The organism is Bacillus sp. RB3 (assembly GCF_030164735.1).
Classification (GTDB): Bacteria; Bacillota; Bacilli; order Bacillales; family Bacillaceae_G; genus Bacillus_A; species Bacillus_A cereus.
Window position 1 is genome coordinate 1 of the sequence record NZ_JASNGE010000035.1, and the last position, 20,101, is coordinate 20,101.

Here is a 20,101-nt window from a genome sequence, read left to right on the forward strand (position 1 = left end):
TTTGTCTAGCATCTAAAATAAAAATTGACGTTTCACGTTGTTTGTTTCGTTCAGTTTTCAAAGAACTACTTTGTCGCTCAGAAGCGACTTTATCAATATAACATTTCGTTATATTTTCGTCAACAACTTTTTTTAATAAGTTGTTTTTCGTTTGTTTTGTTTGTTACCTTTCGTGGCAACGAATATAAATATACCAGTTTGATTATTAAAATGCAATAGTTTTTCTAATAAAATTTTTAACTTAGTAAAAAAGTATAAAAACAGTACATTTCTTCTATATAAATATAATTTCTCGCACTATCAAGATTTACTATACCCACGCAACTCATGCTCAAATAAAAAAAGCTTTGGAGAAATCTCCAAAGCTTAGTCTTGTTTATGGCGCATAGCAGGGAATAATAATACATCACGAATAGATGGTGCATTTGTTAATAACATAACTAGACGATCAATACCGATTCCTAATCCACCCGTAGGAGGCATACCGTACTCAAGAGCTTCAATATAATCGTCATCCATCATGTGAGCTTCGTCATTACCTTGTTCGCGCTCTTTTAATTGCGCTTCAAAACGTTCTTTTTGATCGATTGGATCATTTAACTCAGTGAATGCATTTGCATGTTCACGCGCAACGATAAATAATTCGAAACGATCTGTAAATCTTGGATCTTCATCATTCTTTTTCGCAAGCGGCGAGATTTCTACCGGATGACCGTAAATAAATGTTGGTTGGATTAATTTATCTTCTACTTTTTGTTCGAAGAATTCATTTATAATATGACCAACTTCCATTGTATCTTTAATTTCTACATTATGTTCTTTTGCAAGTTCACGCGCTTCTTCTATACTCATCGGATTCCAGAAATCAGCTCCAGAGTATTGCTTAATCGCATCTACCATATGAAGACGTGTCCATTCTGGTTCTAGATTAATTTCATAATCACCATACTGGATTGTTGTTGTACCCAGTACTTTTTTCGCGATATGAGCAACCATATCTTCTGTTAACTTCATAATATCTTTATAATCAGCGTATGCTTCATATAATTCAATCATCGTAAACTCAGGGTTATGACGAGTTGATACACCCTCATTACGGAATACACGGCCGATCTCATATACTTTTTCTAAACCACCCACAATAAGACGCTTTAAATGTAGCTCAATTGCGATACGCATATATAATTCCATATCTAACGCATTATGGTGTGTAGTGAAAGGACGCGCAGAAGCTCCACCTGCAATTGCATGCATCATAGGTGTTTCCACTTCAAGATAACCGTTGTCATCTAGGTATCTTCTCATCTCACGAATAATTTTACTACGAGTAACGAACGTTTCACGACTTTCCATACTTGTAATTAAGTCTAAGTAACGTTGACGGTAGCGTTGTTCAACATCTTTTAATCCATGGTATTTATCTGGTAATGGACGAAGAGATTTTGTTAATAGCGTAAAGCCTGTTGCTTTTACTGAAAGTTCTCCAACGTTTGTTTTGAACACTTTACCTTCAATACCTACTAAATCACCTAAATCTGCTGTTTTAAATAATTCGTACTCGTCATCTCCAACAGCATCTTTACGAACATAAATTTGAACTTGTCCATGTAAATCTTGAACATGTGCAAATCCAGCTTTCCCTTTTCCGCGTTTTGTCATAATACGACCAGCGATAGAAACAGCGATTTCCTTCTCCTCTAATTCCTCTTTAGAGAACTCTCCATATAGACTCACTAAGTCAGTTGTTGAATTTGTGCGTTCAAATCTTTTACCGAACGGGTCAATTCCTTGTTCACGTAAATTATGTAGCTTTTCACGACGAACAATCAATTGGTCGTTTAATTCTTCGTGGTTCATGTTATCCATGATATTGATATCACTCCAGCTCTATTTAATTTTACAATATATACAGTATAGCATTTTCTACTCAACTAGAAAAACTGCCAGCAACTAACTGGCAGCTCTTCTTTCTTTCACGTAATTATAGGAAGTGTATAGAAGAATGTCAATCTCCTATGTCCATTATTAACCAACGTAAATTGTTTGTTGTTTCGCTTCCACTTCTTCTACAAATGTACCTAACACATTCGCAAGGTCTTCCCGTGTGTTACAAGCATTAATACCATTACGTACACTCGCATTACCACGAACACCTTTTAAATACCAAGCTGCATGTTTTCTCATCTCTCTTACAGCGACACTTTCATTCTTTAAGTCGATAAGACGATCTAGATGCAACATACATACATCAATTTTCTCGCGCACTGTTGGTTCCGGCATTAATTCACCTGTCTCCAAATACTTTACCGTACGATAAATCATCCACGGATCTCCAAGAGCAGCACGCCCAATCATAACACCATCTACACCAATTTCATCAAGCATACGCTTTGCATCTTGCGGCGTTGCGACATCACCATTTCCGATAACCGGGATATTTACAGATTGTTTTACTTGTTTAATAATATCCCAATCCGCTTTTCCTTCATACATTTGCACTCGTGTACGTCCGTGAACCGCCACAGCTTGGCCACCAGCACGCTCAACAGCCCTAGCATTTTCTATTGCGAAAATATGTTCTTCATCCCAACCGATACGCATTTTAACTGTAACCGGCTTTTCAACAGCATCTACAACCGCTGCTACCATTTCATATATTTTATTCGGGTCTAAAAGCCACCTTGCTCCAGCATCACATTTAACGATTTTCGGCACTGGACAACCCATATTAATATCAATTATGTCTGCTGTCGTATATTTATCTACATATTTCGCAGCATCTACAAGAGTTTCTTTCTCTCCACCAAAAATTTGTAAACTTAATGGCTTTTCTCTCTCGTCGATATATAACATATCTAATGTTCTTTTATTATTAAGTAATATTGCCTTATCACTTACCATTTCAGCACAAACTAATCCGGCACCAAATTCTTTTACTGTTAAACGGAATGCAGAGTTACACACTCCCGCCATCGGTGCTAGTACAACCGGATTTTTCATCTCGATATTTGCAATCTTTAACAATCAATCTACTCCTTCCTGTACAATCACTTTGGCATTAATTCCTCTATCGAAACATTTAATGCCTTAGCAACTTCTACTACAAAATCTTGAGAAGGCGATCTATTCCCTCTCTCAACCTCACCTAAAACAGATACAGATACCCCTAGTGCTTTAGCAAAACCTTCTTGTGTGTAACCTTTTAGCTTTCGAAAAGCACGAATGCGTCTTCCCCATTTTTCTGCTTCCATACCGTTACTCCCTCTCGCCTTTTCATTTCTTCTACTTGTGAACATGAAATGTTTTGTTTTATGTCTTGATTAATTTCTAACAACGGAACGATAACAAAAGCTCTTTCAAACATCCGCGGATGCGGAACAATAAGATTCTCTGCTTCAATATTCTCTTGATTATAAAGTAAAATGTCAAGGTCGATAGTCCTCGGCCCCCACCTAATTTCCCTTTTTCTTCCTAGGTCATTTTCTACTTTTTGTGTTACTTTCAATAATTCTTGTGGTGATAAATTGGTAGAAATTTTTATAACTAAATTTAAAAAGCAACTTTGGTCAGTATAGCCAACTGGCTCAGTTTCATATACAGATGAAATATCATCAACCTGAATATAAGGATTTTTATTTAAAAACTGAATCGCTTCGGTTAGATACGTATAACGCTCTCCAATATTTGACCCTAATGCAATGTAAGCTATATTGTTCATGGACGTTCTCTCGTAATTTCTACTGCTACAGCACGATAATGACCCGGTATCGGTGGATCCGGCTTAATTACCTTAATTGTACAGCGCGAAATACTTTCATATTGTTTTAATATATCTGCAGCAATATTTTCAGCGATACTCTCCACAAGCTTATACTTTCTATCCTCAACAACTTTTCTACATAATTCGAAAAGCTCTCCATAATTGACCGAATGCTCTAAGTCATCACTTTCCCCTGCACGCTTTAAATCCAACTCCACCGTTAAGTCAACTTTAAATCTCTGACCTAATTTATTCTCCTCTGGGAACACGCCATGATAACCATAAAACTCCATATCATGGATATAAATTTTATCCAATTACCTTACCCCCTTACCAATCATCGCATCCATCATTTTAGCCATACGCGCCATTTCTTTCACATCATGGACACGAACAAACTCACAGCCCTTTTCAATACCAAGACAAACAGTAGCTCCCGTTCCCTCAAGGCGTTCCTCTACTGGCAAATCTAATACGTGCCCAATAAAGGACTTTCTCGAAGTACCTAAGAGAACCGGATAACCTAGCACATTTAACTGTTCTAAATTACGCATCGCCTCTAAGTTCTGCTCAGGTGTTTTAGCAAAACCGATACCTGGATCTAAAATAATATCCTCATCTCGCACACCAGCATTTTTAGCAATTTTAATACTGTCATACAAATCAGCAATCATATCCGCCATTAAATTACGATAATTCATGTTATCGCGGTTATGCATTAAAATGATGGGTACATCGTAATGAGCTGCGACTTCAGCAATTTTCGGCTCCGCCTTCGCTCCCCAAATATCATTAATAATATGAGCACCAGCCTCAATTGCTTGCTTTGCAACTTCAGCTTTATATGTATCGATAGATATAGGCAATTTTACTTCTTTTGAAACTGCTTGAATCATCGGGACAACTCGCTTTATTTCTTCTTCTACTGATACTTTAGCAAAACCCGGGCGAGTAGATTCGCCACCAATATCAATAATATGAGCACCTTCACCTTGCATTTCTTTTGCGTGACGTACCGCAGCATCTACCTCGTTGTAACTCCCACCATCAGAAAACGAATCTGGTGTTACATTTAAAATCCCCATAATTAATGTCTTTTCATTTAAATTCAATGTATATTCGCCGCAGCGTAAATCATAATCCCACTTCAAACTACACATCTCCTCTTCGTAATTCATTTCTGCTCCATAATTTCTCTCTTTGCATTCCATAAAGGTACATTAAACTTTTTGTAACCACTCCTACTTTACCCGGGAAATCCTGCGCTTCTATACGATAAAGCGGAACAATTTCTTGAATGGAGTTTGTTACGAAGACTTCATCCGCTGAAAGTAGCTCATCTTTTGTAAAGAAACCTTCCTTTACTTCTATATTTAATTCTTCAGCACTCTTTATAATAAACGCACGAGTGATACCATTTAAAATCCCTGTCTCTAACGAAGGTGTATATAAAACATCACCTTTCACAAAAAATAGATTGGAAACAATACCCTCTGCAACATAACCTGCTTCAGTAAGAAAAATACCTTCCTTACTCACAACATTTCCAATTTCACGCTTCCCTAAAATATTATTTAAATAATGATGAGACTTCAGACGAAATGTTCCTTCCGGTGTATTTCGCACTTGTTTTAGAATAACACCTTCTTTTTCCACTACATCTCCTGGAGCTGTTAAAGGTTTTATAAAAACAATAACCGAAGGCTCTTCATACATTTCCGTTTGTAATCCTATTTCATCTATACCCGCTGATACATTAAAACGTACATATGCATGCTTCAATTCATTCTTAGCGAGTAAATCTTTCAAAATAAGCATCACGTCATTTTTTTTCATTGTCCATTTAATTTGCAATGTATCCAGCGCTTCTATTAAACGGTCATAATGATCATCCAATAAGAAAGGATGACCATTATAAATACGAAACGTTTCAAAAACTCCAAGACCATATAAATAACCATGATCATAAGGAGAAATTTTCGCTTCACTTGCTTCTACATACTGACCATTTACGTAAATTAACATAACGTTGCACTTGGACTGTATTTACAAATGAAATTCTGTAACAACTCTTTCCCATGAGAAGTCATAATAGATTCCGGATGGAATTGCACACCCTCTATCGGCAATGTCTTATGACGAAGTGCCATAATTTCTCCTTCCTCTGTCCAAGATGTTACCTCTAAGCAATCGGGTAACGTCTCTTTCTTAACAATAAGGGAATGATAGCGCGTCGCAGTAAACGGATTAGGAATATCCGAAAAAATCGTCTTTCCATCATGATGCATAAGCGACGTTTTCCCATGCATTAATCGTTCTGCACGGACAACCTCTCCACCAAACACTTGTGCAATGGATTGATGCCCTAGACAAACTCCAAAAATCGGAATCTTTCCAGCAAAGTATTTAATAACTTCCATACTAATCCCCGCTTCATTAGGACTACATGGACCTGGAGAAATCATTAGAAAATCTGGTTTCATATTCTCAATATCTGAAATGGTCACTTCATCGTTACGTTTAACAACGAGCTCTTGTCCAAGTTCTCCAAGAAACTGCACTAAATTAAATGTAAAAGAATCATAATTATCAATCATTAATATCATTTCTCTCACCTAACCGTTTCTTCGCTACGTTCTTTTGCACGCCATAAAGCAATCGCCTTTTTTAACGACTCTTTATATTCATTTTCTGGATTTGAATCAATTACAATTCCCGCCCCTGCTTGTACATGAGCTTTTCCATCTTTAGCAAGAAGCGTTCTAATTACAATATTCAATTCTGTATCTCCAGAATAACCAATCCAACCGATTGAACCTGTATAAATCCCTCTTCGAACAGGTTCTAATTCCTCAATAATTTCCATCGTACGTATTTTCGGGGCACCAGTAATTGTTCCCCCAGGGAATACAGCCTTCACTAAATCAAAAGCATCTTTATCTTCTTCCACCTCACCACGCACATTAGAAACAATATGCATAACATGTGAGTATTTCTCAATTACCATAAATTCATCTACTTCTACAGTGCCATATTTACAAACACGTCCTAAATCATTTCTTTCTAAATCCACAAGCATTACATGCTCTGCTCTTTCTTTTTCGTTCTCAATTAATTCTCTTGCTAATTCTTCATCCTCTTGCTCATCCGCGCCTCTAGATCTCGTTCCAGCAATTGGTCTTGTACTTACTTCAGTTCCTTGTTTCTTAATTAACAACTCTGGCGATCCACTAACAATTTGAAAATCCCCAAGCTCCAGGTAACCCATATATGGAGATGGATTAATTTCACGAAGACTTGTATAAATTTCTAGTGGGTGTGTCTGTAACGTTCTTTCTTGTCTCGTCGACAAGTTCACTTGGAACACATCACCCGCCCCAATATATTCTTGAATACATTTAACTGCCTTCATAAAGCCGGCTTCAGTAAAAGCAACTGCTTCACTTTTCTTTTCAGGACTTTCAAAGGGCACAGTCACTTCAGGCGCTTCTGTCATCCAAAGACTCTTCCACTCATTTAGCCGTTCTTTTGCCTCTTCATATTTATCTACATAATGCGTAATAACCCATAACACTTGTTCTTTTTGATCATAGACAAATACGTCATCAAATAATAAAAAGAAGATGTCAGGTATATTAATATCATCTTCCGCAAGAGAAGGCAGCTTTTCAATATAACGGATACAGTCATAACTGAAATAGCCAATTGCACCACCTTGAAAAGGCGGATACTCTGGGTTATAGTCCGTCTTCCATTGTTCCATATATTCTTGCATTAAATCTAACGGATTCCCTCGTTTTATTGTTTCCTTACCACTTTCACTTATATGTAACGTTTCATCCTTCCCTCGGATTACCGCTACTGGGTTCAGCCCTACAATGTTATAACGACCGCCACGGCCGCTTTCTAACAAAATATGTTGCGATTTACCCTGAGAAAGAAATTTATATTGCTTAAAGAAATCTAACTGATATGGAATAGAAAGCGCTAAAGATTTTCTTCGTTGCATATCAACACCCCGTCTTCTTTTATCCCACCCTCTTAGATTAACCAGCTCAAACTACATAAGTTATTTATATAGAGATTGATTATACTCGAAGGCTAGTGAAAATAATTTAATTATACTACCTCTTATTTTACATGAAGTTTTCTAGTCATTCACTCTTTTCCTATTTCCAATCCCAAAAGAAAAAGCACCCTTTTTCAAGGATGCTTTTTCAATCGCGTTTAATTATGATTCAAATTGATAAAGTGGTGTACTTAAATAACGTTCACCGTTACTTGGGATAATAACAAGTACCTTTTTCCCTTTACCTAACTTTTTCGCAACTTCTGTTGCTGCATAAATAACTGCGCCTGAAGAGATACCAACTAAAATACCTTCCTCTTTAGCCACTCTTCTCGCATATTCAAATGCTTGCTCTGTTTTCACTTGAATAATTTCATCATATACTTCTACATCCAACGTCTCCGGAACAAATCCCGCCCCAATTCCTTGGATTTTATGTGGACCTGGTTTCCCACCAGATAATACTGGTGAATCTGCAGGTTCTACTGCATAAATTTTAATATCTTTATACGCTTCCTTCAGTACTTCACCAGCACCAGTAATCGTTCCACCTGTACCAATACCTGCAATAAACGCATCTAATTGGTCACCCATTTGTTCAATAATTTCTGGACCTGTTGTTAAACGGTGAATTTCTGGATTCGATTGGTTTTTGAACTGTTGTGGTATAAAGTAGCCATGCTCTTTTGCTAATTCAGTCGCTTTACGAATTGCTCCACCCATTCCTTCAGGCCCTGGAGTCAATACTAATTCCGCACCGTAAGCACGTAATAAATTACGACGCTCAATACTCATTGTTTCTGGCATTACTAAGATTGCATTATATCCTTTAGCAGCCGCTACCATCGCTAAACCAATTCCTGTGTTACCACTTGTCGGCTCAATGATTGTATCGCCCTCTTTTAATAATCCATTTTTTTCAGCATCTTCAATCATAGCTAATGCGATACGATCTTTAACGCTACTCCCCGGATTCATAAATTCTAATTTTAAGTATATATCTGCGCTGTCTGATTCTACGATGCGGTTCAACTTAACGATCGGCGTTTTCCCGATTAATTCTGAAACTGATTGTGCCACTCGCATTCCTGTCACTCCTAACACCGAGTATTTTTATTGGTTTTATCTATATTTAGATTTTGTCAGAAAATTCCCTGTTTGTCAATTCATTTGGAGGATTGCTCCTCTTAATTCCCTTATTACAAATTCTCGATTAAATTTGTAATATCTTCTTTAGAGAACTTGTATCGTTCATTACAGAAATGACAGTGAACTTCTGTCTCTTCCTCTTCTTCACGAACTTGCTCTAACTCTGTTTTACCTAAACTAATTAATACACTCTCAATACGCTCGCGTGAGCATGTGCAATTAAATTGAACATCCATTGTTTCTAATACTTTTACTTTATCTTCTCCAAGAACTGCATATAGTAGCTCTTCCGGAGAAAGTCCTTGTTCAATCAACGTTGATACAGGTGGAATCTTTTGTAAACGGTCTTCAATAAATGAAATCGTTTCATCTTGCGCACCCGGCATAATTTGAAGGATGAATCCACCTGCCGCTAATATGCTATCATCTCCATTTACAAGAACACCAACACCTACAGAAGAAGGCGTTTGTTCAGAAACTGCAAAATAATACGTAAAGTCTTCTCCTAATTCTCCTGAAACGATTGGAGATTGACCAATAAACGGCTCACGCATTCCAATATCTTTAATTACAGTTACAAACCCCTCTGTACCTACCGCTTGATATACACGTAACTTCCCTTGTTCTGTTCCTTCAAAATCAACATGCGGATTCGTTACATAACCACGTACATCTCCATTTGCATGAGCATCTACTAAGATAGGACCAATCGGACCGTTACCTTCTACCTTAATCGTTAACTTTTGCTCACCTTTTAACATTCCGCCCATCATTGTACCCGCAGTTAAAGAACGCCCTAGTGCCGCTGAAGCTGTTCTCCATGTATCATGACGTCTTTGCGCCTCACTTACTGTATTTGTTGTACGTACACTATACGCACGCACTTCTCCATCAAACGCTAACGCTTTTACTAAATAATCTTTCATACGTATTTATTCACCTTTCTCATGCTGTAAATTTGCATTACGTTCATATAACATGTATAAACCTTTTAACGTTAAAAATGGATCTACAATATCAATTACATTCGATTCTTCGGAAATTAATTTTGCTAATCCACCTGTTGCAATAACTTTAGGTTCTTGTCTAGCTTCTTCTTTCATACGCTTAACAATACCTTCCACTTGTCCAACATAACCATAAAGAATACCCGATTGCATCGCACTTACTGTATTTTTCCCAACTACACTGCTTGGTTTTGTAATTTCGATACGAGGAAGTTTTGCTGCTCTGCTATATAAAGCCTCTGCTGAAATCATAATTCCTGGCGTAATAACTCCACCCATATAATGCTTTTCTTCGTTAATATAACAATATGTAGTAGCCGTACCAAAATCAACAATAATAAGCGGACTTCCATATAAGTGGATTCCTGCTACTGCATTTACAATTCGGTCTGCGCCTACTTCACGCGGATTTTCATATTTAATATTTAGCCCTGTTTTTATCCCAGGCCCTACTACAAGCGGTTTAATTTTAAAATATTTTTCACACATGCGCTCTAAAGCAAACATAATTGGTGGTACGACTGAAGACACAATAATACCTTTCACATCTTCAAACGAAAGACCTTCATGCTCAAGCAATTGCTTTACAAGCATTCCATATTCATCTTCTGTCTTATGACGATCTGTTTCCATGCGCCAATGCTGACGAAGTTCCCCCTCTTCAAACACACCTAGTACAGCATTTGTGTTCCCTACATCCAATACAAAAATCATATTCTCACCACTTATCTTATTTAATCTATATTTGTGCAGTATGTATAAAACTTATAAAAACATCATATCACACATACTTATATAATCAGCTTTCCTATCCTCATCATTTTACAAAAAGATTGCTCTCTATTTCAATTTTTAATACTAGTTTTACTTAAATTACTTTATCCACTAAGTTCTCAATAGTAATTAACAAAGGTTTTAACAAACAAAAAAGGAGTGACGATAGTCACTCCTTCGTTTCTTACTTATCTTCTTTATCTTCATCGTCTTTCTTCATGTTGATGTTTACTTTCACATCATCTGAAGATGTTGGACGTTCTGGCAATCTGCCGTAATCACATAAATGATTGATTTGCTCAGCATCTAACGTTTCTACTTCAAGTAACGTTTTTGCAATAAGATCTAGCTTATCACGATTTTCAGTAAGAATGTCTTTTGCACGAGCATAACATTCTTTCATAATCGTTTGCATTTCTACATCGATATCGTGTGCAATTGCATCACTGTAGTTTTGCTCTGAATGGAAGTCTCTTCCTAAGAACACTTGACCACCTTGCGAACTACCAAATTGCATTGGTCCAAGCTTATCACTCATACCGAATTCTGTAACCATACGTCTTGCAATGCCCGTCGCACGTTGGAAGTCGTTGTGAGCACCTGTACTCACTTCACCAAATACAATCTCCTCAGCTACTCGACCACCAAGTAAACCAGTGATTTTATCAAGTAACTCTGGCTTTGTCATGAAGTAACGATCTTCTTTCGGAAGCATTACTGCATATCCACCAGCTTGACCACGAGGGACAATTGTTACTTTATGAACGACATCAGCTTCATCAAGAACAACACCAATTACAGTATGACCCGCTTCATGGAAAGCAACGATATTACGTTCTTTTTCAGAGATAACACGACTTTTCTTAGCCGGACCTGCAATAACGCGATCCGTTGCTTCATCAATGTCACTCATATCAATTTTCTTCTTATCTTGACGCGCAGCTACTAAAGCAGCTTCGTTTAATAAGTTTTCAAGATCAGCACCAGAGAATCCTGGCGTACGAGTTGCAATTGCTCTTAAGTTGATATTCTCATCAAGCGGTTTATTACGAGCATGCACCTTCAGTACAGCTTCACGGCCATTTACATCTGGACGATCTACTGTAATTTGACGGTCAAAACGACCTGGACGTAATAATGCTGGATCAAGAATATCAGGACGGTTTGTCGCAGCGATGATAATAATACCTTCGTTTGCACCGAATCCATCCATTTCAACAAGTAATTGGTTCAACGTTTGCTCACGCTCATCATGGCCACCACCAAGACCTGCGCCACGTTGACGCCCTACTGCATCAATTTCATCAATGAAAATGATACAAGGAGCATTTTTCTTTGCATTTTCAAATAAATCACGTACACGTGATGCACCGACACCCACAAACATCTCTACGAAGTCAGAACCACTGATAGAGAAGAATGGAACGCCAGCCTCACCTGCAACAGCACGTGCTAATAAAGTTTTACCTGTACCTGGAGGTCCAACTAATAGGACACCCTTTGGAATACGAGCACCAACTTCAGAGAACTTACGAGGGTCTTTCAAGAATTCAACTACCTCAACAAGTTCTTGTTTCTCTTCATCCGCACCAGCAACATCTCTGAAACGAACTTTTTTCTTTTCATCATTATATAACTTCGCCTTACTTTTCCCGAAGTTCATAACACGGCTACCGCCGCCTTGAGCTTGGTTTAATAAGAAGAAGAATAAAATGAAGATGATGACAAATGGAATGATTGAAGTAAAGAATGTTACCCAGGCACTTGTTTCTTCTGCTGGTTGATACTTAACTTCGGCACCTTTCGCTTTATCATTAATTTTCTTTTGTAATTCCTCAGTATTTGGTGCATAAGTAACAAATTGTTCTCCTTGGCTAGAGTTATTGAATTGTCCTTTTACCTCAAATACACCATTTTTCGGTTGAAGTTGCACATTACGCACTTCACCGCTTTCTAGTTTAGTAATGAATTTGTCGTAGCTAACTGATGTCGTTTTTTGTGTCGAACCATTAAAATAGCTCACGATTCCAATTACTACTAAGAATATCAGTAAATAAAAGATGGTATTACGGAAGATACGATTCATTCCTAACCTCCTCTCACGGCATAAACACTATAGTAAATCGTAACATAGAAAAACTTTCCTATACAATTGTGAAGCCTATATTTAATTAATTTGAGTAAACGCTTGGTTTTAATACGCCTACATAAGGAAGATTACGGTACTGCTCTTTATAATCTAATCCATATCCTACTACAAATTCATGTGGAACAGTAAATCCAACATAATCCGCTTTCAGATCAACCTTACGGCCTGTTGGCTTATCTAATAATGTAACAATTTTTACAGACTTCGCTTTACGATATTTGAATAAGTCTACTAAGTAGCTTAGTGTAAGACCACTATCAATAATATCTTCGACGATTAAAATATCGCGACCTTCTACAGAAGTATCAAGATCTTTTAAAATTTTCACTTCGCCTGTTGAAACTGTAGAGTGACCGTAACTAGATACAGCCATAAAATCCATTTCAAGATATGTATCTGTTCTCTTTAATAAATCTGCCATGAATGGCATTGCGCCTTTTAATACACCAATTGCAAGAGGTACTGTGTTTTTATAATCCTCTGCAACAATTGCACCTAGTTCGCGCACCTTTTCTTGTATTTGCTCTTCAGAAATTAATACTTTTTCGATATCTTGATTCATCATTTCATTATCCTCCCGGAAGACTCCTTGCTTTTGTAGTGAATAATCATATATTTATCCTTCTTTGCCATCTCTTTCGAAATTGCAAATGCAGACCGCTTCAACAAGGGTACCCAAATAATGGTCCCACTTGCATCACAAACGACCGGCCATTCTTCTCTTTTTTCTTTCGGTACTTTTGCTTCGATAAAAATAGCTTTTATCTTTTTCGTGCCATTCATACCTTGTATTGACATGCGATCTCCATTTTCCCTAGAACGAATACGAAGTGGATATGATATATCATTATACTTAGCAACAAATACTGTTTCATTCATGTTACTTGGTATATCTTCGCTCACCTCTGTTACAAATTCATCCCCGTTCAATAGCGTAATGGTCCCGGGTACTGATAAATCTTGTAAAAAAGGAGAAACAATTTCTTGTTTAAATCTAAAGCTACACTCCTCGTATGTACGAACAATTTTCAAATCACCTGGAAAATCAAGTGAACCTGAAGGTTGTGTCCGCTTAAAAAACTCAATCACCTTGTCAATATGTATGGAAGAAAGAGAAGATGGAATCTTATATTCATAAAGATAGTTTAATATTAGTTGAATCCCTCTTCTTTGTAAAGGCATAGACATGGATTCAAAGGCAGGAATTGATAAGCTAATTTGTTTATCACTTTTTTTTGTAATTACTTTATTCATTTTCTCAAAAGCTAATTCCTGCAAATAAGCCTCATCCTCTTGCATCTGCACGCTAAATTTTTGGAATTTCTCATGCACTTGTGGATTTTCTTCTTTCAAATGAGGAAGGACATATTTACGTAATCGATTCCTTGTATATACTTCCTTTTTATTACTCGGATCTATACGTGGCATTAAATTTAGCTTATTACAGTAATCAACAATTTCTTCCTTCGTTACCCCAAGTAACGGCCTAATTAAATACCCATTATGAAAAGGACGCTTCACTGCAATTCCTGCATATCCTTTCGGAGTACTCCCTCTTACAAGACGCATTAAAATTGTCTCGACTTGATCATCTCCATGATGTCCAAGAGCAACATATCTTGCATCATATTTCTTCATTATTCTTTCCAAAAATGCATATCTGCATTCTCTAGCAGCAACCTGTGCATTCATTCCGTATTGCTGTTGATATTGTGATACATTAATCCTTATCGTTTCACAAATAATTCCCAGTTCTTCACAAAGGCCCTGCACAAACCGTAAATCCTCATGAGATTCATCACCTCTAAACATATGATCCACATGAGCTACTACAATTTCCAACTGTTTTTCCGCTCTTTTTTCTAATAAATAATATAAAAGCGCTAACGAGTCAGGACCACCAGAAACTCCCACAACAATTGTTGAATCATTTTTTAATACATCATGCTGCTTTACAAAGTCATCTACTTTTTCAACAAATGTATCTTTCAACTTCGTAATCACCTTTCATTAAACAAGAACAGCAACGTTAGTTGCCTTGTCTACAATGGTACAACTTTTACAAACATTGTGCAAAAAAAAGATATACAAAAATTACATTTTTATCTTACATCCTCCGTGTATATTCACAAAATTAATAACATTACCTTTTTCCACAAAAAAACCTAGGTATTCACCTAGGTTTTTAAAATCAAATTATAGATAAACATTCCACTTACATTTTACTGCGCCTGCATTCCTACAATCGGAATCGTAGCCCACTTCGGCATATTTTTCTTCACTTTTGCCACTACAATAGTCATATCATCATTTATATAACCATCACAAGAGCGAATCACTTCTTCCATAATGATATCAGCAATTTCTTGCGGGTCTTCGGTTTGCAATTCTTTAATTTTTCGTTTCATCCACAATTCATGATTCTCCACATGCTGTGCTCCCTCAAAAATCCCATCGCTCATCATAATAAGAATATCGCCCGTTTTTAATTGTTCACCCACCACATCAACTTCAACATCTTCAATGATTCCCATCGGCAAATTACTTGCTTCAATTTTCAAAATATTATTTGCGCGTTTAACAAAACTCGGCGTCGATCCAATCTTTAAAAACCTTGCACTCGCATCCCGCAAATCTACCATAGCTAAATCTAACGTCGTAAACATCTCTTCTGTCGTTCTCAAAGAAAGAATTGAATTGATAGACTTAATTGCTATTTCTTCATCAATGCCCGATTGGAGTATTTTTTGTAATAATTTCACCGTTTCCTTACTTTCCATATGAGCCCTTTGCCCATTCCCCATACCATCACTAATTGCAAGTGCATATTTACCAACACTTAAATCCATCATCGCATAAGAGTCACCCGAAACAAATCCACCGCCTTTTGCAGCTGTAGCCAATCCTGTATCAAGAGAATACGTCTTCGCCGAACCAAATGATATTAAACTATGGCCATTTGGATAAGAAGACTTTTCTTCATGTTTAACGACAATATTTTCTTTAAGGATATCCGAAAGCATCGGTGCAACTAACTTTTCACATTCACCATGTTCATTAGATGCAACTGGAATTAACATTTCAATATCAATACTTCCTCTATCTAAACAATAAATATCAACATGCTCTACTTCGACACCAAAATCACGGAATGCTTGCATAATCTGTTCTTCCTGCACTTGATGATTTTCACGCTCTCGTTGTATCTCCTTAGCAAAATCCTCCATAACCTTTGATACACCTAATAGTTGCTCCGCTACTATTCTACGATTTTCCTTCATTTGTTTTCGTAATTTTTGTCCCTCATAGAAGTGATCTAATTCACCCGCTACTAAATCCGTCACTTTTTTCCCTCTCACACAATGCTTGTCCCACTCACGAACTAATTTACGATTATGTTGCAGGGTTCCTTCTTCCGTTTCATTCATTATTTGTTTCATATAATCGTACGTTTTATCAAAATTCACTACCCAGCATTGATCCTTTTTAAAGCATGTTTGACATGTTTTCGCAGTAATTGTACTCAAAAACAAATCTGCTTCTGTCTCTTTATCTTCTTCCTCTACATACCCATATACAGAAAAGCTATTAGATAAAGCAGCAAATACATTTGCAAATTGGTTGATTTTATTTGCTGTAACATCACGCATCCTTCTTAAATATTGTTGTTGGTCTTGCGAATGCTCTTGTGTACCTGGCATAAATTTAGCAATACGATCCAAAACAAGCTTCGGTGTTAATAAGAAGATAACAATCGCTACACCTGACTCAATTAAAGTTGTTACAATATTTGTCTGTTTGTCCACATATAATGTAATTAAGCTTGTCCCAATTAATAAACCTAAACTAACACCTAAACGCTTCCCTTCTTTTAACAATCCACCAAGCAATCCAGAGAAAGCAAGAAGGCTAAGCTGAGACAAGCTAGACACATTTGCTAAACTTAATATTAGTCCTGTTACAACCCCTACTGTGGATCCTGTGGCAGCACCTGCAATAAATGCAAATACTAGCACTAAATACCTTGTAAAAATATGTTGAATAGAAGCATCATATACAAACCAATCTGTTGTACCCGTTAAAACAGATGCTAGTAATATAATCAAACAAACAATTTCTTCCGTCTCTAATGCCTGTTGTTTTCCTTTCCTTTCCACTAAAAGCGGGACGCTTTGTAAAAATATCATAGTTAATACGAAACTAAGCCCAGCCTCAATGGTACTAACGAGTAAATCGTACATGGTGACAGTTTGTTGCGCAAAATATACAACAACTAAGTGTGCGGTTAATGCGGAGATAAATACTTGAAATGGAACAAGTCCAACAGTTTTACGTGTAAATCGACTAAAGAAGATATTATAAATGAAGAAGGTAAAGATAGATGCAAAGGTAAAAAACAAATTATCTATCGATACCGAAAGAGCTCCTCCCATTAGAGCTAAAAATGCTAGCGGCATCTTATCCCGCTTCATAACATAAACAGCAGCAAAAAATGGCAGTGCAAACGGTAAAATATTTGTTAATATATATGCTCGTCCCAAAAGAAAACCAATAACAACAATAATAAATCCCCATCTAAAGAAAACTTGCTCAAATTTCATTCGCAACTTACTCGTCCACTTTATTCCTCCAAGCTGACTCTCATTCATTGCCAATGCACTTGTATTCATAGTATTCCTTCCTGCTTTAGGCATATTTTTAACACCACCTGCATAGTTTAATTACTGTCATTATAAAAGATGATTGTTGGTTTTTTTGTCAAAACAACAGTTTTCACTTTTATAATCGTTCGACTTTTTATTCGAAATAACTCTACAGATATACACGGTATGTAAGTTATTTTTGAGATTTTAATTAAATATTCAGAAAATATAGGGTGATTTTGTAGAAGTGTTGTATATCTTAATTTATTTAACAAAAAAAGATCATGCAAATTCGCATGATCTTTTTAGATGACCCGTACGGGATTCGAACCCGTGTTACCGCCGTGAAAGGGCGGTGTCTTAACCACTTGACCAACGGGCCGTTAAATTAAATATAGCGGCGGAGGGGATCGAACCCCCGACCTCACGGGTATGAACCGTACGCTCTAGCCAGCTGAGCTACACCGCCATGTCGTCTTATTTAACGGACAATTAGTATCTTACATCAGATACTAATTAAAGTCAACACATCTCAAAAACTTTTTTAAAAATATTTTTAACATATAAAAAAGCACCCTGAGCCATCACTCTGGGTACCTCTCTATATGTTAAAAACTAAACGTCCTTATTATCCGCGACGCGCGCCACGGCCACCACGTTTAGACTCTGTGTTACGCTTTAAAGAAGTTAAACGATCTTCGCTATCTTTTAAGAAGCGTGCCATCTTTTGCTCAAATGTTTCTTTCGGAGCTCGGTCGTTACCGCCACCGCGATTATCTCTGTTGAAAGAGCGATTATTACGTTGTGGACGTCCAGAACGTTGTTGATCACCACCGCGTTGGTATTCACCGCGTGGACGATCTCCTTCTGTTTTTTCACGTTCTTTCGCTTTTTTGATAGATAAACCAATCTTTCCATCTTTTTCAACATTAATAACTTTTACTTCTACTTGGTCTCCCACTTTTAAGTGATCGTTAATATCTTTTACATAGTTATCAGCAACTTCACTAATATGAACAAGACCCGTTAAGCCCTCTGGCAGCTCCACAAAAGCCCCAAAATTTGTAATACCTGTTACTTTACCCTGTAACTTGCTGCCTACCTCGATTGACATAAAAAAAATGCTCCTCCTTAGTGGTTAAAAAGTCAAATTTTACTTTATTATATATAATCCTAAAATATAGTGTCAATAAGACATACTCTACTTAGAAACAGGAAAAATTATCTCCCCTTTACCAGAGAAGAAATAATCCCTTCTAGCAATCTTTAATACGTACTCTTCATCATTTAACTTTTGAACTTCGTCTTTTAGACTTTTTTCTTTATTCGTTAATGAATCCAGTTCTTTTTTCATGTCCTTAACTTTTGCTTCTTTTGCTTTAATGGAACTGTTTTGTTGATAAAACGTTACACTAATACTCGCAATAATTGTAAAAGTAAAGACAAGAAAAACCGCTAAACGGCGATAAAGTCGCTTCCTGTTCTCATCCGTTTGTATTATATGCTCTTTAACAGGATTTGGACTCTGTTTTTCGATTGTTCTTTGTCTCAGTTCCCTCATTTCCGAGGTCCCCCTAACTTCTTTTTTATATGCTCCCATAGTTGGAAGATATGTCCCTTCAATTTTGCTACATATTGCAGGAACCCTATATGTTTCACTATAAAAAGTTTAACACGATTAGGGAGAAGTTTCCATATGAGCGAAGCAATAAATCGAACAGGCCAGAAAAAAACTTTCCATATGAAAAGTAATATCCAAATCACCATTTTCCATAACACATGTCCAATTGAAAGCAGTATACGAAATAAGAATAATATAAATGCAATAAATAGCTGCGCTATAATAATAACAGGTTTTATCATGAGTAGCTGTATAATTCGAACAAAAAAATATGTTGTTTGCATAAAAATATAGATGAGAAAATTTAACAGCTTCATGTATAGTGCCTTCAGTAAGCTTTGATATGCCGCAAAACCACATAATAATGCCAAAAACACATATATACGTAGCTCAGCTTCATTTACGAGAAGCAATACATAAAAGACGGATAATGCTTGGACAATCCAAAATAATATATCATGTATAAATACAAGCCAACGTTTACGTTCTTGGCGCTTTAAAAAACGTTGATATGTATCTAAAGACGCTCCAATCCAAGCACCCATTCCAATCATTGAAAGCATTGTATACAACTGAATTGTTAAGCTCATTTAAACAACTTACTAAAGAAACCTTTAGTTTTTTCCCCTTGATTTTCATCAATATACAGCATCTCATTAACTTTCCCTTTAATCGACACAATACCTTTTTCCACATCTAAATTTTTCATTTGTAAATTTTGACCACGAATTGTTAAAAAACCCATTACGGTCTCTAGTAAAAACTCTTCGCTATCAAAACTCTCTACCTGCTTCACACCGGTAATATCAATTATACGCCTGCCACGCATAATAATGTCATGCTCTACAGAAACATTTTGTTGATTAGAAGACGTAGGTGAGTAACCATTATTCACGTAAATCCCCCCATAGGTTTTTACTAGCTAATAG

General features: G+C 36.7%; 20 protein-coding genes and 2 tRNA genes. All 22 read right to left on the bottom strand.

All coding sequences use genetic code 11. The features are described 5' to 3' along the window. Positions 1–366: 366 nt before the first annotated feature. The 22 genes from lysS to yabP all read right to left on the bottom strand — a co-directional run bounded on the left by lysS (position 367) and on the right by yabP (position 20,067). Positions 367–1,866, bottom strand: a complete 1,500-nt coding sequence (gene lysS / locus QO049_RS26025; protein WP_000369667.1) for a lysine--tRNA ligase — start codon at positions 1,864–1,866, stop codon at positions 367–369. Positions 1,867–2,025: 159 nt separating this feature from the next. Next, positions 2,026–3,024 carry a tRNA dihydrouridine synthase DusB gene (gene dusB / locus QO049_RS26030; RefSeq protein WP_000912251.1) on the bottom strand — a complete coding sequence of 333 codons (999 nt, stop codon included), beginning with the start codon at positions 3,022–3,024 and terminating at the stop codon, positions 2,026–2,028. 23 nt (positions 3,025–3,047) lie between these two features. After that, the gene (locus tag QO049_RS26035; protein WP_000387024.1) at positions 3,048–3,251 is read right to left on the bottom strand and encodes a helix-turn-helix domain-containing protein; all 204 of its coding nucleotides are present in this window, start codon (positions 3,249–3,251) and stop codon (positions 3,048–3,050) included. Continuing rightward, on the bottom strand, positions 3,203–3,718 hold the full coding sequence (gene folK / locus QO049_RS26040) for a 2-amino-4-hydroxy-6-hydroxymethyldihydropteridine diphosphokinase (protein WP_001059447.1): 516 nt from the start codon (positions 3,716–3,718) through the stop codon (positions 3,203–3,205). Before folK ends, QO049_RS26035 begins: the two co-directional genes overlap by 49 nt. Continuing rightward, positions 3,715–4,077 (bottom strand): dihydroneopterin aldolase, encoded by a 363-nt coding sequence (gene folB, locus QO049_RS26045; protein WP_000358062.1) that lies wholly within the window; start codon positions 4,075–4,077, stop codon positions 3,715–3,717. The genes folK and folB overlap by 4 nt, the downstream gene beginning before the upstream one ends. Then, complete coding sequence (gene folP / locus QO049_RS26050; RefSeq protein ID WP_142320459.1) at positions 4,078–4,938, bottom strand: dihydropteroate synthase; 861 nt, start codon at positions 4,936–4,938, stop codon at positions 4,078–4,080. Continuing rightward, a complete protein-coding gene (pabC, locus tag QO049_RS26055) occupies positions 4,913–5,785 on the bottom strand; it encodes an aminodeoxychorismate lyase (RefSeq protein ID WP_097999573.1) in 873 nt (290 codons plus the stop codon). Before pabC ends, folP begins: the two co-directional genes overlap by 26 nt. Beyond that, the gene (gene pabA, locus QO049_RS26060) at positions 5,779–6,366 is read right to left on the bottom strand and encodes an aminodeoxychorismate/anthranilate synthase component II (RefSeq protein WP_000602296.1); all 588 of its coding nucleotides are present in this window, start codon (positions 6,364–6,366) and stop codon (positions 5,779–5,781) included. The genes pabC and pabA overlap by 7 nt, the downstream gene beginning before the upstream one ends. Positions 6,367–6,371: 5 nt before the next feature. After that, on the bottom strand, positions 6,372–7,769 hold the full coding sequence (gene pabB / locus QO049_RS26065; protein ID WP_246961717.1) for an aminodeoxychorismate synthase component I: 1,398 nt from the start codon (positions 7,767–7,769) through the stop codon (positions 6,372–6,374). Positions 7,770–7,991: 222 nt separating this feature from the next. After that, a complete protein-coding gene (gene cysK / locus QO049_RS26070) occupies positions 7,992–8,915 on the bottom strand; it encodes a cysteine synthase A (RefSeq protein ID WP_001261719.1) in 924 nt (307 codons plus the stop codon). Between the two features lie 113 nt (positions 8,916–9,028). Further along, positions 9,029–9,904 carry a redox-regulated molecular chaperone HslO gene (gene hslO, locus QO049_RS26075; RefSeq protein WP_284489635.1) on the bottom strand — a complete coding sequence of 292 codons (876 nt, stop codon included), beginning with the start codon at positions 9,902–9,904 and terminating at the stop codon, positions 9,029–9,031. Between the two features lie 6 nt (positions 9,905–9,910). Next, positions 9,911–10,699: a type III pantothenate kinase gene (locus QO049_RS26080; RefSeq protein WP_000578368.1), complete on the bottom strand. Its 789-nt coding sequence runs from the start codon at positions 10,697–10,699 to the stop codon at positions 9,911–9,913. A 244-nt stretch (positions 10,700–10,943) separates the two neighbouring features. After that, a complete protein-coding gene (gene ftsH, locus QO049_RS26085) occupies positions 10,944–12,845 on the bottom strand; it encodes an ATP-dependent zinc metalloprotease FtsH (protein ID WP_001079672.1) in 1,902 nt (633 codons plus the stop codon). An 85-nt stretch (positions 12,846–12,930) separates the two neighbouring features. Further along, positions 12,931–13,473, bottom strand: coding sequence for a hypoxanthine phosphoribosyltransferase (gene hpt, locus QO049_RS26090; protein WP_000981844.1), 543 nt, complete (start codon positions 13,471–13,473; stop codon positions 12,931–12,933). After that, positions 13,470–14,900, bottom strand: coding sequence for a tRNA lysidine(34) synthetase TilS (gene tilS / locus QO049_RS26095; RefSeq protein ID WP_000655458.1), 1,431 nt, complete (start codon positions 14,898–14,900; stop codon positions 13,470–13,472). Before tilS ends, hpt begins: the two co-directional genes overlap by 4 nt. A gap of 230 nt (positions 14,901–15,130) precedes the next feature. Beyond that, complete coding sequence (gene spoIIE / locus QO049_RS26100; protein ID WP_001123552.1) at positions 15,131–17,602, bottom strand: stage II sporulation protein E; 2,472 nt, start codon at positions 17,600–17,602, stop codon at positions 15,131–15,133. Between the two features lie 259 nt (positions 17,603–17,861). Continuing rightward, a tRNA-Glu gene (locus tag QO049_RS26105) sits at positions 17,862–17,933 on the bottom strand. A gap of 13 nt (positions 17,934–17,946) precedes the next feature. Continuing rightward, positions 17,947–18,020: transfer RNA gene (locus QO049_RS26110), tRNA-Met, on the bottom strand. A gap of 159 nt (positions 18,021–18,179) precedes the next feature. Further along, positions 18,180–18,665, bottom strand: coding sequence for a S1 domain-containing RNA-binding protein (locus tag QO049_RS26115; RefSeq protein WP_000021451.1), 486 nt, complete (start codon positions 18,663–18,665; stop codon positions 18,180–18,182). A gap of 87 nt (positions 18,666–18,752) precedes the next feature. Next, positions 18,753–19,112, bottom strand: coding sequence for a cell division protein DivIC (divIC, locus tag QO049_RS26120; protein ID WP_001208739.1), 360 nt, complete (start codon positions 19,110–19,112; stop codon positions 18,753–18,755). Then, positions 19,109–19,762 carry a spore cortex biosynthesis protein YabQ gene (gene yabQ, locus QO049_RS26125; protein ID WP_098341249.1) on the bottom strand — a complete coding sequence of 218 codons (654 nt, stop codon included), beginning with the start codon at positions 19,760–19,762 and terminating at the stop codon, positions 19,109–19,111. Before yabQ ends, divIC begins: the two co-directional genes overlap by 4 nt. Further along, a complete protein-coding gene (gene yabP, locus QO049_RS26130) occupies positions 19,759–20,067 on the bottom strand; it encodes a sporulation protein YabP (protein WP_001059104.1) in 309 nt (102 codons plus the stop codon). The genes yabQ and yabP overlap by 4 nt, the downstream gene beginning before the upstream one ends. Between the last annotated feature and the right edge of the window lie 34 nt (positions 20,068–20,101).